19 protein-coding genes are annotated in these 14,077 nt (G+C 46.8%); 9 read left to right on the forward strand and 10 right to left on the reverse strand.

Annotated features, from left to right (window positions below; genetic code table 11):
* Positions 1-57: 57 nt before the first annotated feature.
* On the forward strand, positions 58-759 hold the full coding sequence (locus NSQ68_RS02855) for a histidine phosphatase family protein (RefSeq protein ID WP_029515948.1): 702 nt from the start codon (positions 58-60) through the stop codon (positions 757-759).
* A gap of 83 nt (positions 760-842) precedes the next feature.
* On the opposite strand, the gene mscL is transcribed toward NSQ68_RS02855, so the two are convergent.
* Positions 843-1,337 carry a large conductance mechanosensitive channel protein MscL gene (gene mscL / locus NSQ68_RS02860; RefSeq protein WP_341071604.1) on the reverse strand — a complete coding sequence of 165 codons (495 nt, stop codon included), beginning with the start codon at positions 1,335-1,337 and terminating at the stop codon, positions 843-845.
* A gap of 151 nt (positions 1,338-1,488) precedes the next feature.
* Between mscL and NSQ68_RS02865 the strand changes: the two genes are divergently transcribed.
* Both NSQ68_RS02865 and NSQ68_RS02870 read left to right on the forward strand, forming a co-directional pair.
* On the forward strand, positions 1,489-1,932 hold the full coding sequence (locus NSQ68_RS02865) for a carboxymuconolactone decarboxylase family protein (protein ID WP_039270408.1): 444 nt from the start codon (positions 1,489-1,491) through the stop codon (positions 1,930-1,932).
* Between the two features lie 18 nt (positions 1,933-1,950).
* Positions 1,951-2,910 (forward strand): sigma-70 family RNA polymerase sigma factor, encoded by a 960-nt coding sequence (locus NSQ68_RS02870; RefSeq protein WP_342427900.1) that lies wholly within the window; start codon positions 1,951-1,953, stop codon positions 2,908-2,910.
* A 56-nt stretch (positions 2,911-2,966) separates the two neighbouring features.
* Here the strand turns inward: NSQ68_RS02870 and NSQ68_RS02875 are convergent, their stop codons facing one another.
* The 5 genes from NSQ68_RS02875 to NSQ68_RS02895 all read right to left on the reverse strand — a co-directional run bounded on the left by NSQ68_RS02875 (position 2,967) and on the right by NSQ68_RS02895 (position 7,345).
* Positions 2,967-3,305 carry a hypothetical protein gene (locus NSQ68_RS02875; RefSeq protein WP_342427901.1) on the reverse strand — a complete coding sequence of 113 codons (339 nt, stop codon included), beginning with the start codon at positions 3,303-3,305 and terminating at the stop codon, positions 2,967-2,969.
* A 258-nt stretch (positions 3,306-3,563) separates the two neighbouring features.
* The gene (locus NSQ68_RS02880) at positions 3,564-4,247 is read right to left on the reverse strand and encodes an MOSC domain-containing protein (RefSeq protein WP_342427902.1); all 684 of its coding nucleotides are present in this window, start codon (positions 4,245-4,247) and stop codon (positions 3,564-3,566) included.
* Positions 4,248-4,800: 553 nt separating this feature from the next.
* Positions 4,801-5,082, reverse strand: coding sequence for a hypothetical protein (locus tag NSQ68_RS02885; RefSeq protein ID WP_029515942.1), 282 nt, complete (start codon positions 5,080-5,082; stop codon positions 4,801-4,803).
* Between the two features lie 20 nt (positions 5,083-5,102).
* Positions 5,103-6,263, reverse strand: a complete 1,161-nt coding sequence (locus NSQ68_RS02890) for a glycosyltransferase (protein ID WP_342427903.1) — start codon at positions 6,261-6,263, stop codon at positions 5,103-5,105.
* A 44-nt stretch (positions 6,264-6,307) separates the two neighbouring features.
* The gene (locus NSQ68_RS02895) at positions 6,308-7,345 is read right to left on the reverse strand and encodes a serine hydrolase (RefSeq protein ID WP_342427904.1); all 1,038 of its coding nucleotides are present in this window, start codon (positions 7,343-7,345) and stop codon (positions 6,308-6,310) included.
* 365 nt (positions 7,346-7,710) lie between these two features.
* Here NSQ68_RS02895 and NSQ68_RS02900 point away from each other — a divergent pair, with 365 nt between their 5' ends.
* A complete protein-coding gene (locus tag NSQ68_RS02900) occupies positions 7,711-7,899 on the forward strand; it encodes a hypothetical protein (protein ID WP_007428354.1) in 189 nt (62 codons plus the stop codon).
* A gap of 105 nt (positions 7,900-8,004) precedes the next feature.
* Positions 8,005-8,787, forward strand: coding sequence for a type I methionyl aminopeptidase (map, locus tag NSQ68_RS02905; protein ID WP_080658580.1), 783 nt, complete (start codon positions 8,005-8,007; stop codon positions 8,785-8,787).
* 81 nt (positions 8,788-8,868) lie between these two features.
* On the opposite strand, the gene NSQ68_RS02910 is transcribed toward map, so the two are convergent.
* Positions 8,869-9,261 carry a hypothetical protein gene (locus NSQ68_RS02910; protein WP_342427905.1) on the reverse strand — a complete coding sequence of 131 codons (393 nt, stop codon included), beginning with the start codon at positions 9,259-9,261 and terminating at the stop codon, positions 8,869-8,871.
* The gene (locus NSQ68_RS02915; protein ID WP_307352125.1) at positions 9,258-9,395 is read right to left on the reverse strand and encodes a hypothetical protein; all 138 of its coding nucleotides are present in this window, start codon (positions 9,393-9,395) and stop codon (positions 9,258-9,260) included. Before NSQ68_RS02915 ends, NSQ68_RS02910 begins: the two co-directional genes overlap by 4 nt.
* Before the next feature lie 302 nt (positions 9,396-9,697).
* On the opposite strand from NSQ68_RS02915, the gene NSQ68_RS02920 reads away from it, so the two are divergent.
* A complete protein-coding gene (locus NSQ68_RS02920) occupies positions 9,698-10,210 on the forward strand; it encodes a GNAT family N-acetyltransferase (protein WP_342427906.1) in 513 nt (170 codons plus the stop codon).
* Here the strand turns inward: NSQ68_RS02920 and NSQ68_RS02925 are convergent.
* Both NSQ68_RS02925 and NSQ68_RS02930 read right to left on the reverse strand, forming a co-directional pair.
* Positions 10,199-11,458, reverse strand: coding sequence for a DUF438 domain-containing protein (locus NSQ68_RS02925; RefSeq protein ID WP_342427907.1), 1,260 nt, complete (start codon positions 11,456-11,458; stop codon positions 10,199-10,201). The genes NSQ68_RS02920 and NSQ68_RS02925 overlap by 12 nt on opposite strands.
* Before the next feature lie 14 nt (positions 11,459-11,472).
* On the reverse strand, positions 11,473-11,700 hold the full coding sequence (locus NSQ68_RS02930; protein WP_342427908.1) for a DUF1858 domain-containing protein: 228 nt from the start codon (positions 11,698-11,700) through the stop codon (positions 11,473-11,475).
* 235 nt (positions 11,701-11,935) lie between these two features.
* Here NSQ68_RS02930 and NSQ68_RS02935 point away from each other — a divergent pair, with 235 nt between their 5' ends.
* The 3 genes from NSQ68_RS02935 to NSQ68_RS02945 all read left to right on the forward strand — a co-directional run bounded on the left by NSQ68_RS02935 (position 11,936) and on the right by NSQ68_RS02945 (position 14,075).
* A complete protein-coding gene (locus NSQ68_RS02935) occupies positions 11,936-12,655 on the forward strand; it encodes a hypothetical protein (protein WP_342427909.1) in 720 nt (239 codons plus the stop codon).
* Between the two features lie 41 nt (positions 12,656-12,696).
* Positions 12,697-13,098, forward strand: a complete 402-nt coding sequence (locus NSQ68_RS02940; RefSeq protein WP_039270421.1) for a GntR family transcriptional regulator — start codon at positions 12,697-12,699, stop codon at positions 13,096-13,098.
* A 74-nt stretch (positions 13,099-13,172) separates the two neighbouring features.
* The gene (locus tag NSQ68_RS02945; protein ID WP_342429054.1) at positions 13,173-14,075 is read left to right on the forward strand and encodes an ABC transporter ATP-binding protein; all 903 of its coding nucleotides are present in this window, start codon (positions 13,173-13,175) and stop codon (positions 14,073-14,075) included.
* The last annotated feature ends 2 nt before the right edge of the window (positions 14,076-14,077 follow it).

Below are 14,077 nucleotides of genomic sequence, written 5' to 3' on the forward strand. Positions count from 1 at the left end.
AATCGATGTAATGAGATAAAGCGATCCTGTCGCCATTCATAGGAACGGAGAACAATGATGAGATTGTATATAATCCGACACGCAGACCCCGATTACCCCAACAACACCATCACGCCGGAGGGGCATTTGGAAGCCCAGGCACTGGCCAAGCGGCTTTCCAGTCACGGACTGGATCGAATTTATGCCTCTCCTTTGGGGAGGGCTTTGGATACGATGCGCTACACCGCCGACTCTCTGGGTATGACTCATGAAGTAGAACACTGGACGCAGGAGCTGGCTCTAAAGCTGGAGGAAACCCCATACGGCCGTCTTTCCCATTGGGATTTGCCTGGTGAAGTGATCCGTTCCGAGTTGCCTCTGCCGACTCATGACTCTTGGCAGGAGATTTCCTATTATCAGGGAACGCAAAGCCCTGAAACCTTCGAGCGACTGAAGCTTCATTCCGATGAGTTCCTGAAACGGCAAGGCTTTGAGCGGGTGGAGGGCAGGTACCGGATTCTGAAGCACACTGAAGATCAGGTGGCCGTATTTTGTCATGGCGGCTTCGGGCTGACCTGGCTTGCTCATCTGTTGGAGCTGCCATTGGCCTTGGTCTGGTCCGGTTTTTGGATGCCGCCTAGCTCCGTAACCACGATCTTGTTTGATGAGCGCTCCCAAGAATGGGCAGTTCCCCGTTGCATCGGCTTCGGTGATGTTTCCCATCTGTACGCTGAGGGCTTGCCCGTCAGACCCCGTGGCATTATCACCAATTTCAACTAATTGGATTTTTTATACCATGCCAAAACGGCTTAAGACGATACACCGTCTTAAGCCGTTTATTGTAGTCATATAAGTGGGTTGAGTCAGCGTGCTTCCACGTACCCTTCCAGCTTGGAAGTGCAATGTGCGCAACGGGTAGCGGCTACAGGAATTTCGGATAGGCAATGTGGACATTCCTTGATCGTTTTTTCCTGAGGAGGTTTTTCTTCCTCTTTGCGTTTCAGCATGTTAATCCCTTTGACCAGCATGAACACACAGAAGGCCACGATCAGAAAGTCCAGCAGGACGTTAATGAACTGACCATAGGCGAGGACCGCAATCCCTGCTTCTTTGGCCTGTACCAAAGTCATGCGTGTACCGTTACCATTTAAAGGATCAGCAGCTTGTAAAGCCACATACAAATCTGGAAAATTCATACCTCCCAGAAGCATACCGATCGGAGGCATAATAATATCGTTTACCACAGAAGTGACAATTTTGCCAAACGCTCCACCGATGATAACACCGACCGCGAGGTCAATCACGTTACCCCGTACAGCGAATTCTTTAAATTCTTTTATAATACCTTTTCCGCTCATGTGAGTGCTCACCTTCTTTGCATAAAATCATTTATCTATAATACATGCTATGTCAATTGAGGGCAATTCCAAATTGATGTATTGCACTATGTCACAAAATCACATGTTCATTTGTCTTCTATATGTAAACCAATAATGGAGGCGATGTATCGTGAGTTTAAGATTCAATCACAGAACAGTGAGTCCTAGTACGTTCAAGGCGATGATGGAGATGGAGAAATATATTTCCGGTCGTTTTACAGACAAAGTATTGTACGAACTACTGAAAATTAGAGTATCCCAAATCAATGGATGTTCCTATTGTCTGGATATGCATGCGAAGGATCTGCTCAAGCTGGGTGATTATGCTGACCACATTTTGCAGCTAGCCTTATGGCGGGAGGTTCCTTTGTTCACGGAAAAAGAACGTGTTATGCTTGAATTAGCCGAAGCGGTTACTCGTATCTCAGAACAAGGGGTACCTACAGATTTGTATAATCGGGTCAGAGAGCATTTTACCGAGGAAGAATACGTAGATTTGATAACTGCAGTTAACGTGATTAACAGTTGGAACCGGATTGCGATTGCAACGGGGATGTATCCGGGCATTCTTTAATGAACAGGGGGCTATGCTTTGACTGGCAAAGAACACAGAATTGAACAAGAATCGGTGGATTTAAATCTGGAGGAGCTGTATCAAAGATATCGCAAATATTCTTTTGCCATTGCTTATCGCATGCTTGGAACGGTTACGGATGCCGAGGATGTCGTTCAAGACTGCTTTGTCGAGCTGAAGAATAAGCCCCTGGATGATATACACAATCCCAAAGCCTATGTAGCCAAAATGACGATGAATCGGTGTCTGAATCTGTTGAACTCTGCACGCAAGCAAAGAGAGACATATGTAGGACAGTGGCTGCCGGAGCCGTTGGGTGAAAGCGCAGATCTCCCTGCGGATTGGTTAGAGCGTAAAGATATGATATCTTACGCTTTTCTGGTTTTGCTGGAGCAGCTAAAGCCGATAGAGCGGGCTGTTTTTGTGCTGAGGGAAGCTTTTCAATATGATTACAAAGATATTGCAGAATTGCTGGGGAAGACGGAGAGCAACTGTCGTCAGGTGTTCAGTCGCTCCCGTCGTATTCTATCTTCCGGAGAATCTGCTCTTGAGGCTCAGTCCAGTCGTGATGAGAATAACTCTTCCCGTATAAAACTACTAGAACGTTTTACAACCGCTTTTCTCGCCTACGATGTGACTGCTATGCTGGAACTACTGGCTGAACAACCTGTATTTGTATCAGATGGCGGAGGTAATGTGCATACGGTGATGAGGCCAATGGTTGTACGCAAAGGTGTTCTTGCCCTGTTGACTTCTCGTCGGGTATTAACCGTTTTACGAGAAAGAGATGTGTTCCACACCGTCATCAATGGCGAGGTTCAGCTGGCATTTCTGGAAGACGGAAAAGTGAGAGAAACCTTATGTCTCAGACTGACACCGGACGGGGAACATATTCAGAATTTTTATTTAATGGTCAACCCAGATAAGCTGGGATACATTCATATAGGACAGAAGAAGCGAACATGCGATAAAAGGTAATCATCAAAACAGCAAAAACCTTGAATCCTGCTAAGGATCAAGGTTTTTTGTTGTTTTCACAACTGCCGGGCTTGGTGAAGAGCCAGATCACCTATCCAGGGAAGCTTGAGCCACCTGCCTTGACCCGCGCGAATTAACAGGATGACCCACAATACAAGAACTGCCAGCGTTAGCAGGGAAGCGAGCAGAGGACCGAGCAGCGGAATGAATCCAACCAGCACATGCCCAATCATGAGGATGACAAACAAAAATACGGATTGCAGCGCGTGAAATAATACGAATCGGCTTTTCTTTTCCAGCATGACAAAGGCCAGTGCGCCAATAAATGCGAATAGATAGCACAGGACAGCTGCTATATTTTCATCCAATCCCGTGGAAGACTTATAGACTGACATGTCAGGCATATCCCCCTTTATAAAAGATTCAAGCTAAGTCTCCGTACTATACAAGCTATGAGGACAGGATTGAAGGATATGCCCGATCTCGGTAAAAAAGTTGACTCTACACCAAGGATAAGCGGTCAAGCGAATGGATACACTCGAATTTGGCGATAACCTTTGGACTGCGCTTCTGTCGCATCGCCCACAAGCTTCGCAGATTCGATGTTCGACTGCAGGCAGACGAGCTTGCAGACTCATTGAACCACTTCCACCTTACGAATTGCCTGATAGTCTTTCCCGAGAATCCGTTTCGGTTCCCGCCAAACGTTTTAGAAACGTATTTCTCCAGTTTACGGACAATTCTTCCACTTCGAGAATTTGTTTAATACTCTCGATATGATCCTTCTCTTGATGCATAATTCGATTGGCAAATGAAACCGTAATTGCTTTCGGATGGCGATGAAGGAGGGATAGTCCGTCGGCCTTAGAGGCAACTCCCTCTTCCAGAACGCGAAAGTAGAATCCCGTGTAGCCTGTTTGCTGTACCTTCAAGGGCATGTCCGGTACGCCGTACTTGATGGACAACTTGTAGCAAGGCTGTCTCGGCTGGCTAACTTGAACGATAGCTTTGCCAAGCTTAAAGACGTCTCCGATGCAAACGTCGGATTCTAGCAAACCCTTTATCGTTAAATTTTCCCCGAACGCGCCGTAATCGAGCGGTCTCCGCAATTCATTTTCCCAGAACGGATAGTGCTCGTAGGGATAGACGCATACAGCTTTATCTTTACCCCCGTGGTGAACTAGATCGCCCTGCCCATCCCCTTCGAAGTTTAGATAAGATAAATACAAATATTCATCTGTGGCCGACTTGAATATCCCCGTAGAAACGTCCTTCTGATTAAACTGGATCTGCTTGGGCATGCCGACATTAAGTGAAAGGATTTTAATAGATGCCATTCGGATCACCCCACTCCAAATTTTGGTCAACGAGTTTTTCTAGATGCTTCTATATACCGCGTTCCTGCATTCGTTCGCCTGCCTGAAGCGAGATTTCTATGATGACTACGCCTTTTTACATTTTGGTAATTTCTCTTTTGACTCTGTTCGTCCCCGTTTCCATTTTACACTCCTCTATGCGCTATTTGCGAATTTTCGATTAGTCTCCGTTAATGTGATAGAGTCCTTTTTGGGCAACTCATCATTCCGAGAGCGATGTTCTCGTTCGAACATACCCGATCTCGGTAAAAAAATTAAATAGAGAATGTGTATAAAAATATGAAAAAGGCTGAACGAAAGGGATTCGTTCAGCCTTTTAAACGGTTATGCACATGTTTTTCACATGTTGTATACACTTTATCCACCGCATATTAATGTTTATCCACAAAAACAACATGATTTATGCACAAATTGTGCACAAGCTGTAGACAATATATTGATAATTCATAATTTGCACACAGTTTGTCCACAAACTATCAACATATTGGGAGTAATTGTGGATATACTTCCGTAATTATCGGTCACCAGTTTTTAAATGGCGGCGTGGGTGTGTGATTTTACCCATTTTATTCTTGTCATCCTCTTTGGGGATAAGTCGTTCATCGGTACGTCCTTCGTGATGGTTATCAAAGGCATATTCGGTCATTTTCCACTCGGAAGTACCCAGAACAACATCAGCGGGAAAATGCTGGCCTCTGTGCAAATGCTGCTCATGTCCATCCTCATCAATATAAACACCGTCCACTTCTACCTTATCACCCGTTAGTGGGAGTAAATCCTTTCCTTTGCGTTCCATTGGTATCCCCTCCGTCTGGCTTATTCTTCGTTAATTTGTCCGAACGGAGGTTCTTTTATCCACAGCTGCTGCAAAATATCCTCTGCAATTTGGTCTGCGGGATGAGGTTTGCGAAGTGACTCAATCGCCTGCTTCATTTCCTTAGCAAGAGAGGGGGTGGAGATCAGATCCAGACAATGCTGAATCAGCTCCTCCGTAGTGCGAGCAATGCGGGCAGCTCTTTTTTGCTGCAGATATAGAGCATTATTTAGTTCCTGACCGGGTACGGGCTTGAACACAAGAATAGGCAAACCGGATGCAATGCTTTCCGAGAGCGTGATACCGCCAGGCTTCGTAATCACCAGATTACTCGCACGCATAAGTTCTGGAACAAAGTCCACGAATCCATAGGTGTAAATGTCCGGGTAGTCTGCATACAGCGCATCCAATTCTGCTTTCAGTTGCTGGTTACGTCCGCAGACGATGAGTAGCCGCAACTGAGGAAGCTGGCTTAATTGCCGACAGATATCCAGTATGCCGGATAGCACACCATAGGCGCCAGCCATAATGAGTAGCGTAGTAGTCTCAGCCTGTAGCGGTGGGATTAGCTGTTCTTGAACAGGCGCTTTGTCGGCAGACATGTTATAAAAAGAAGCATGGATCGGAATGCCCGTCGCGGCAATGCGTTCGATCGGTATTCCCCGCTGGGCGGCCTCCTGCTGCATATCCTCAGTGGCTACATAGTAGCGGTCAATATCGGGATGCAACCAGCGCCCATGCAGATCGAAATCCGTAACCACGTTGACAATCGGCAAATGCATTCCCATTTTGCGACGTAACGCCGGAAGTGCGAGCTGCGGGAATGTATGTACTACGAGGTCGGGTAACTCCTTTTTCAGTGTTAGCGTAAGTTGACGCATTCCGAATGAATGCAACACATGGCCGAAGGCCGATGTAGCCTGCATACCGCGCGTGATGTTATAGACCCATCCGTAAAGCTGTGGAATGGTTTTGAAGCTTTGCATATATACAAATTTGGTCAGACCGTTCAACCAGGGGTGAGATTCAGCCATTAGGTCAAGTAGTTGTACCTCGCAGTGTCCGAGTCTTCGCAAACTGTCCTTAATTGCCCGGGCGGCCTGTACATGGCCTTCCCCGTAACTGGCGTACAATATTAGAATTTTTGGTGGTGACACTTCCATGATTGTTTAGCCCCCTATATTCAATAAGCACATTGAAGCTCATTTCAGGAACGTTCCAAGTTGAGGGAGGATACGGCTGGCAAAACGTAACGCTCCAGCAGTGTTCGCGGATTTTTCCAACGGCTCACCTTGCTGTCTGCTGTAAATACCGCGACTGCGTTCGCTTCTGGCACAAGATAAATTTGCTGTCCTCCATGTCCGTGTGCACACGCGTAGTTGATGCCGTGGAGTCGTCCTGTCCACCATTGGAATCCGTAATCCCCGAATTCTGGATAGCCTTCAACCTGTCGCTGTGTCGCCTGATGTAGCCAATCGGCCGGAATCAATTCTTTTCCGTTCCAGCTGCCTTGATGAAGGCAGCAGTCGCCGAATTTAGCCATGTCACGCGATGTCAGATATAGCCCGATATGTCCCATAGTGTAGCCCTCTGGATCTTGTGCCCAACCACTTCTCCCAAAACCTAAGGGTTCGAACAGATGCTGGAGAGCGTACGTATAGGCGTCAATCCCACAACAATGGGTCAACAGCACGGACAACAAGTGCGAATCAACACTGCGATATTGGAATACACCGAGTTGATCCTCCTGTACAGGTAAGCGCAGGGCAAAGGACGGCCAGCTTTTGCTGCGATGAAAACGGTGGATAAAAGCTTCTCCGAGCTTTTTGCCTGTCTGCCAATACAAGCCGGATGTCATGGTCAACAGATGGCGAATCGTAATCTGCTCTAGCAGTGTTTCCTTCCGCCTAGGTAAATACTCAGGCAACAGCTTATGCACAGCCGTCTCTGGCCCGGGCATATCACCGCGAGCCATGGCTATGCCGATGAGCGTGGAAGTGAAGCTTTTGGTCGCGGATCGCAAATCGTTCAGAGAGCTTGCTTCATGACCGTTGTAATAGCGTTCCCAGACCAGTTTGCCGTGGCGCAGCAGCAGGAAGCTGTGCATTTTAGGAAACTTGGCTTGAATTTCACGGTCTGCATGATCAAGTAGGGAGACATTGATGCCCTCCTCTTCACAAGTTCCTATGTTCAGGGCAGACATACGGGCAACAGGTGCAGTGAACAGCGGAGCATAGCGGCTCATCCTTTTCCCTCCTTGTTATGTTTATTTATTTTACCCCAAACACATACACTCCAAAAACCGATAAATAAAGTATGCCCCCTGTGCAACAGCTGATTGAGTACCCCAAATGACATGATGCGTAAAAGATAGGTAAAATCAATGTAAATTTACTGGAAAGCTGAAAGCTGTATCTGAATATGTTATAATGGGGTAGTGATTCAGCCAAAAGAAAATCGGTTAATACAAGTGTCAGGTACATGCCTTGCCTAAGGCGTTCCCGACCTAAGCTGCAATTAGACATACTACTTCACTGCATAAGGACATCAATACTTTTCGGCATTCTCTTCAACGGAGCACTTATTTTCAACGTTTTGGGAGGGAGTTACATGGCAACGAAAGGTCACAATGAAGTAAAGGAAAGTCTGCGGGAAATGACTCGAATTTTCCGGCCTAAGGATCCCAAAAAATTTGTAAAGGAATATGTGCGAAAATACCGGATTACAGGAGGGTATGAGGAAGAGTTGACCATGGTGGTGGAAAACGAACTCGGTCGCATAAATTCTTCAGTATCTTAAAGGGTTCGATTACCCGAAAAACTAGAAATACGACTTTTATAAACCGTCTATCCACAGAGGAGACGGTTTTTTTGTGTCCGCCCTGCATACAATGGGATAGGTTTAGTGTATTTGTATGCTCAAAGGAGGCGGATTCCAATAGAGATAGCGATACGAACACCGGAGGAAATCGGCTACATGAGGGAGGCCGGACGTATTTTGGCAGATTGCCATCGTACGTTGGAAAGTCGTATTCTTCCGGGAATCACAACGCTTGAAATCGATGCTTGGGTGGAGCAGTTTTTAAACAAGCGCGGAGCCACGCCTGAACAAAAGGGCTATAAAGGTTTCCCTTATGCCACCTGCGCTTCGGTCAATGAGGTGGTGTGCCATGGTTTTCCCTCGGAGCGGGTGCTTCATGATGGGGATATTGTGACCATCGACATTGTGGTTAACAAGGACGGTTGGCTTGCTGACCGAGGATGGACCTATGCGGTAGGTAACATTAGCCGCCCGGTAGCGAGACTGTTGCGGCAGACCCATAAGGCACTGATGCGCGGTATAGAGGTTGCCCGCCCGGGGAGGACATTGGGGGATATCGGGCATGCTGTGGAAAAAGCGGCAGGCTGGCGGCGGTTCGGCAACGTCAAGCCTCTGATCGGGCATGGCATTGGCCGCCAAATGCATGAGCCGCCAGAGGTTCTGCACTACGGTCGTCCCAAAACGGGATTACCCCTGCGCGAAGGGATGGTGATTACCATCGAGCCGGTATTTACCCTCGGAACCGAGGGGGCCGTGCTCTGGGGGGACGATGGCTGGACCATCAGCACAGCAGACGGCAGTTGGGGAGCCCAATACGAGCACACGATTGCGATTACAAAGAACGGCCCTTATATTTTGACCTCGTAAAAGCGAGTTGTGCCATAGGGAGTCAATGTGCGGGTCCTTTGCATAAGGCTCTCTAGGTAAGTTTTTTTCAGGATGACGCATTCATCGGAAACAGCCATCACAATTCCCGCCACTTTGCCGTCCAGTCCTGGAAAAAAGCAGATACACAGATGCGACATAGACAGCCAGTATGCGAAGCAATTCTCTGGTTTCTAGCAACAGTTCTCCTTCCAATCCCAATACACTCTGTAACACAGGATCGCCAGCAAATCCGAAGGAAAGTAACAGTAGTAGCAGCGGCGACAGGGTAGACAAAAAGCTCAAAAATATCAGCACTTCTCGGCGCTTGGACGTATAAAATTGAATGACAATTTGATGCAAAGAGCTGCAAAACCAGACAAATAGATTTAGGATCTGCAGTGCTACAGAAAAGGATGCCACGGCCAAAAGTGGATCAGTTGTATTGTTTAGCGCAGCTTGGATGGAAGGATTCAAGATAACCAGCACCAGCTACCTACAATAAAAATGGCGGCACCGACTCGTCCGTCATTCGTCCAGCCAGCATGGATCAAAAACCAGGAAGCAATTTGCATCACGATATACGTATGGACGAGCTGAATGTCATCCATGCTGTTCGGTGCTTGTTAATAATAAGTCCCTGATATATGTTACGGACAGCTACCAATATGTATAGTAAAGTAAGAACCTGAAATACGTTCTTGGTAGGTTCGATCAATTCCGGAGACACACCAAATACATATTGAAAGACCAGATTGCCTACGGGCGTCAACCCGATACTCCAGCCTATGATCAATACAGCTACAGCCACGAACGCACATAAAAAACCGATAGAATGAACGGACTTGCATATCAAGATTCGGATCGTCGGTACATAGAAATTATAATATTGGAAACTAGGAGTGGAACTCACATGATCATCAGGGAAGCAACAATATCAGATGCCGAGGGCATCGCCAAGGTGCACGTAGATTGCTGGAGGACGACGTACAAAGAAATAATGCCTGCCCAGGTTCTGGAACAGCTTTCCTATAAGCAAAGAACAGAACTGTGGAATGCGAATCTATCCAGTGAAGACGGTCATCGGGTATATGTTGCTGAAAATGAGAAGGGGGAAATCATCGGATTTGTGAGTGGGGGTCCGGAAAAGTCAGGTGAATATCCCCCGTATGGGGGAGAAATAACGGCAATTTACGTTTTGAGTGAATACCATAGTTTAGGCTTGGGGAAGAGACTATTTTTACGTCTGCTTCAACAGTTCAATAGTATGGATATTCACTCCGTAATCGTATGGGTGCTAGCAGATAATCCAGCATGTACTTTTTATGAAAGGTTGGGAGCCAAACTTATAGTAGAACAACATATTATAAGTTTGGGTGGCAAAAATCTGAACATGGTGGCTTACGGTTGGATACTATTCGGATAGAATACGCTTTTGTCCTTCCAAGGCACGAATGGGTGCGATATTTTGCGTAAATTCCAACGTTCCCAGATAGCGGCCCTCTGCATCACGGATGGCAAAATAACGAATGTAGACAAATTTATCCTTGATTGGAATCCAAAAATCTTCAACATCCTTGCGGCCAGCCTTAAAATCTTCCAGCAGCTTCTCAACGACATGCACGCTTTGGGGTGGGTGGCAATTCTGTACGGTACGACCAATGACGGCTTTCGTGCGCGCGAAGATTCGTTCCTTACCATGAGAAAAATAGCGAACAACATCATTTTCATCGATAAAGGTCAGGTCAACAGGTAGATGGTTCAACAGCAGTTCCAATTGTTGTACGGATATAATCCCTGTCTCGAATCGCACGAAGCCTTGCGGTGTTCCGGATGTGCCTTCCGTTTGCTCAAGGGCTTCTACAGGTTCCTCTGCCCGTTCGGGTATCCATTCACGTTCGGGAGCAGTCAGGCAGAATCCAATTTCCTCGCTTTCTCGAGCTATTTTCAGCCACTCATCCTCTGTCAGCTTACTGAGTGCCATCGGCAGCAAAATATTCTCTTCCTTAAATATCATTTCATTCACTTCGCTCATGATATGGGCAAGCGCCTTCCCAATCTGTTCACGATCCCCGTTATAATCGGCGAGCAGACTCTTTGCTTCCTTAATCGCGGCACGAATGCCATCGTCCACACCCCACATGACTTTGGTTGGGCCAAAAATTCCATAGCGTTCTAGATAAGGAAAGACCAAATTTTCTTTGCGACTGTAGTGCTTGTCGAGATCCATTAGCAGACTTAAATCCTCAAGCAGCTTGTAAATAATCTTGGGACTGTCCTCCTTTTGAAATTGCTCTGCATGCAATGCCAACTTAAAGTTGACCAGTCGTTCGATCTCACGATTTTCCAGCTTGAATGTGTGGACAGGATGTCCCGGTTGTTCCTCCGGTCCTGAAGGACGGTGAATATCCTCAATGGAGCCCTTGAAGATCGAAGTATGCACGGAACAGAGCCGCTGAACTTCTGATACGGGGATTCCCTCTTCAGTCATCAGTGCGTGCTCCATAGCTGAAATTTCCGCTACACTTACTCCGCCAACAGCCTCTGCAAAACGCGCTTTCACCTCTTCGACGCTTTTCCCGGCATGTAATTCTTTTATAATTTCCTTCAGTGTTCGTTGACGTTCTGTTAATTCCTGTGCTGTATGTTCACGGTTGTTAATTAGCTCGCTCATGGTCGTTAGCTCCTTTATTTTTGAATGGTAAAACCATGTTGCATAAACGTCTGCTGCACAGTTTCCATACATATTTTCTTCAACGCAATTCCTTTGGACAGTGTCATAAAACGTCCTGCGGTTTGGAGCATACCGGGCTTAGCGATATCGTGAAAACCCAGCTCTACCATAATGTCCTTTACTTCGGGATAACGGTTAACAAGATTAAATATCGGCTCATCCCAGTGCAGTATCTTATCCATTTGTTCATCCCCTTGATTGAGAACGTTTATCATTTACAGAGTAGCATAGGTCCTGACGAGCTATTGTGATTGTACGCACAATTTACATTCAGGTGTTGACAGTTGTGATTCATGGTTTATATACTGTGTATAAAGATATATACAGTAATAACACTGAGTACTGTAATCATAACTTCGTATGAAGAGAGAATATGGCCGTCATTACAGGCAGTGCAGAAGGGACCAGGATAAGAAAATGACAATCATCAAGCAGGCATGGAAAATTACCCGGCAGGATTTTCGCAACAATCCATATGTCATACTGTGGACATTGCTGTTTATTGCGTATTTGGGATTTACCATGAGTTTTGCTGTAAATGTGCATTGGGATGGACGTGGAAATTTGAGTCCAGTAGCCGACTTTATCATGCTGGTGTTGATTCCGTTTCTCGGATTCATTTATAACCGCCGTGCATTTAAATATCTTCAGGAAGATTCCTATACGCATATGCTAGCCTTTTTTCGCACCTTGCCTATACCGATGAATGCGGTGATTATGAGTCGAATTCAACAGGCGCTTTTGGCGTTTGTCGTGAATAGTGTGATATTTTTTACTCTCTTGTTTACGTTGTCAGCTACGTTTCGGGTATATGCCAGTACAGGTTTCTTTGTATCGTTTGCACTTACCTGGATAGGCTACGGAATGCTGATTCAAGCCATTTTTATTCATTTAGAATTTCTTAAAAAAGGAAAATCCTACTTCTGGCTATCCATTGTCATCATGCTAATTTGCGGGATGGTATCAATTATAGTTCGAGTTTGTGGGACCAATCTGGTATCGATAACGGCATTTTACAGCAAGGAGTGGCAGCTGTTGTCTCCGGTGATGTGGGGAGTGCTGCTGGCAGGAGCTCTGAGTATGTGGATGTCCTACAGGGTGACACAGCGTAAGCTTATGAAACGGGACTTAACTTAGCGGTATGTGTACAAAGATAGATAAAAAGGGGGGAGAAGCAGGTGAATATCCCAGTGCAAATTGATGAGAATAGCGCGGAACCGCTGTATGCGCAGATTGAAAAGCAACTTCGTTCACTCATCGTAACCGGACAGATTGCAGCGGGAACGCTGCTTCCCTCCATACGTGAGTTTGCTGGGACGCTCCGTTGCAGCGTCATCACCGTCCGGCGGGTCTATCAGGATTTGGAGAACGAAGGCTTGCTTCGTACCCGGCAGGGAACGGGCACCTTCGTAGCTCTGGTCGAAGACGATAAGCGCTCAGGTTACCGCCTTAAAGCAGTGACCGAGGCATTGGAAACGGCGATTGACACAGGCATCGCTGTGCAGATGACAGAACAGGAATTGTTGGAGCTTTTCGCAGAAATGGTGAAGAGAAGGTATGAAGTCCAAGTGAAGGAGTGACGCCCGTGAAGAACGATGTAAACCATCATGTGGAAGTTCCTGTGGGGATACAGATAAAAACACCCATTATTGAGATGAGTCAAGTCTATAAAACTCGAGGTAACCGGGAAATTGGACCGCTTAATCTAACCATTGAACCGGGATATGTAGTCGCTTTGGCTGGACATAACGGATCGGGCAAAAGTACATTGATTCATCTGCTGACTCAGCTTATCCACCCGGATTCCGGTGAAATACGTTGGTTCGGTCAAGCGTATCCGGACGGCATGCCGGCAGATACACGACAATGGGTTGGGTATATGTCAGAGCAGCCAATCCGTGAGGAAGATCGGCTCACAGCAGAAGCAGCAGCGGCGTTTCGAGCCTTGTGGTATCCCGGCTGGGATGAAACACGTTTTCAGCGTCTGATGGAACGCTTTCAGGTTCCTCAGCATACGAAATTATCGCGCATGTCCAAGGGAGAGCGCCGTAAGTTTGAACTGGCTGCAGCCTTGGCGCCTCACCCTCGTTTGTTGCTGCTGGATGAGCCTTCGTCGGGTTTAGACCCTTTTGCCTGGAAAGTCATGCTGGAAGAACTGCGGGATTGTATGGAGAACGGTAAAACGACGGTCATTATTGCTACTCATATAATAGACGAGATCAAGCGTTTGGCGGATTATATTGTCCTGATGCATGATGGCAGGCTGCTCGGCAAGCTGGAAAAAGACCATTTGCTCGAAAATAGCAAAGAAATGTGGTTTGAAGGCACGCCAGAGGAGGCATCGGAGCTTCCGGGAGTGGTAGAGACGGAGAGCGAAGGCGGATTGCAGCGAATTGTAACGTTGGCAGCCGGAGAGACCAGCGCCATCTTGGAACAAGCGGGCATTCGCCCCATCCGTGTGCGGCGTTTGGAGCTGGATGATATTTTAGTACATTGGTCTACGGGACAACTATCAGAAGATGCGGAGACATACACGCAGAAAAAAGGAGCGGAGTAATC

Source organism: Paenibacillus sp. FSL L8-0158 (assembly GCF_038592965.1).
Taxonomy (GTDB): domain Bacteria; phylum Bacillota; class Bacilli; order Paenibacillales; family Paenibacillaceae; genus Paenibacillus; species Paenibacillus polymyxa_D.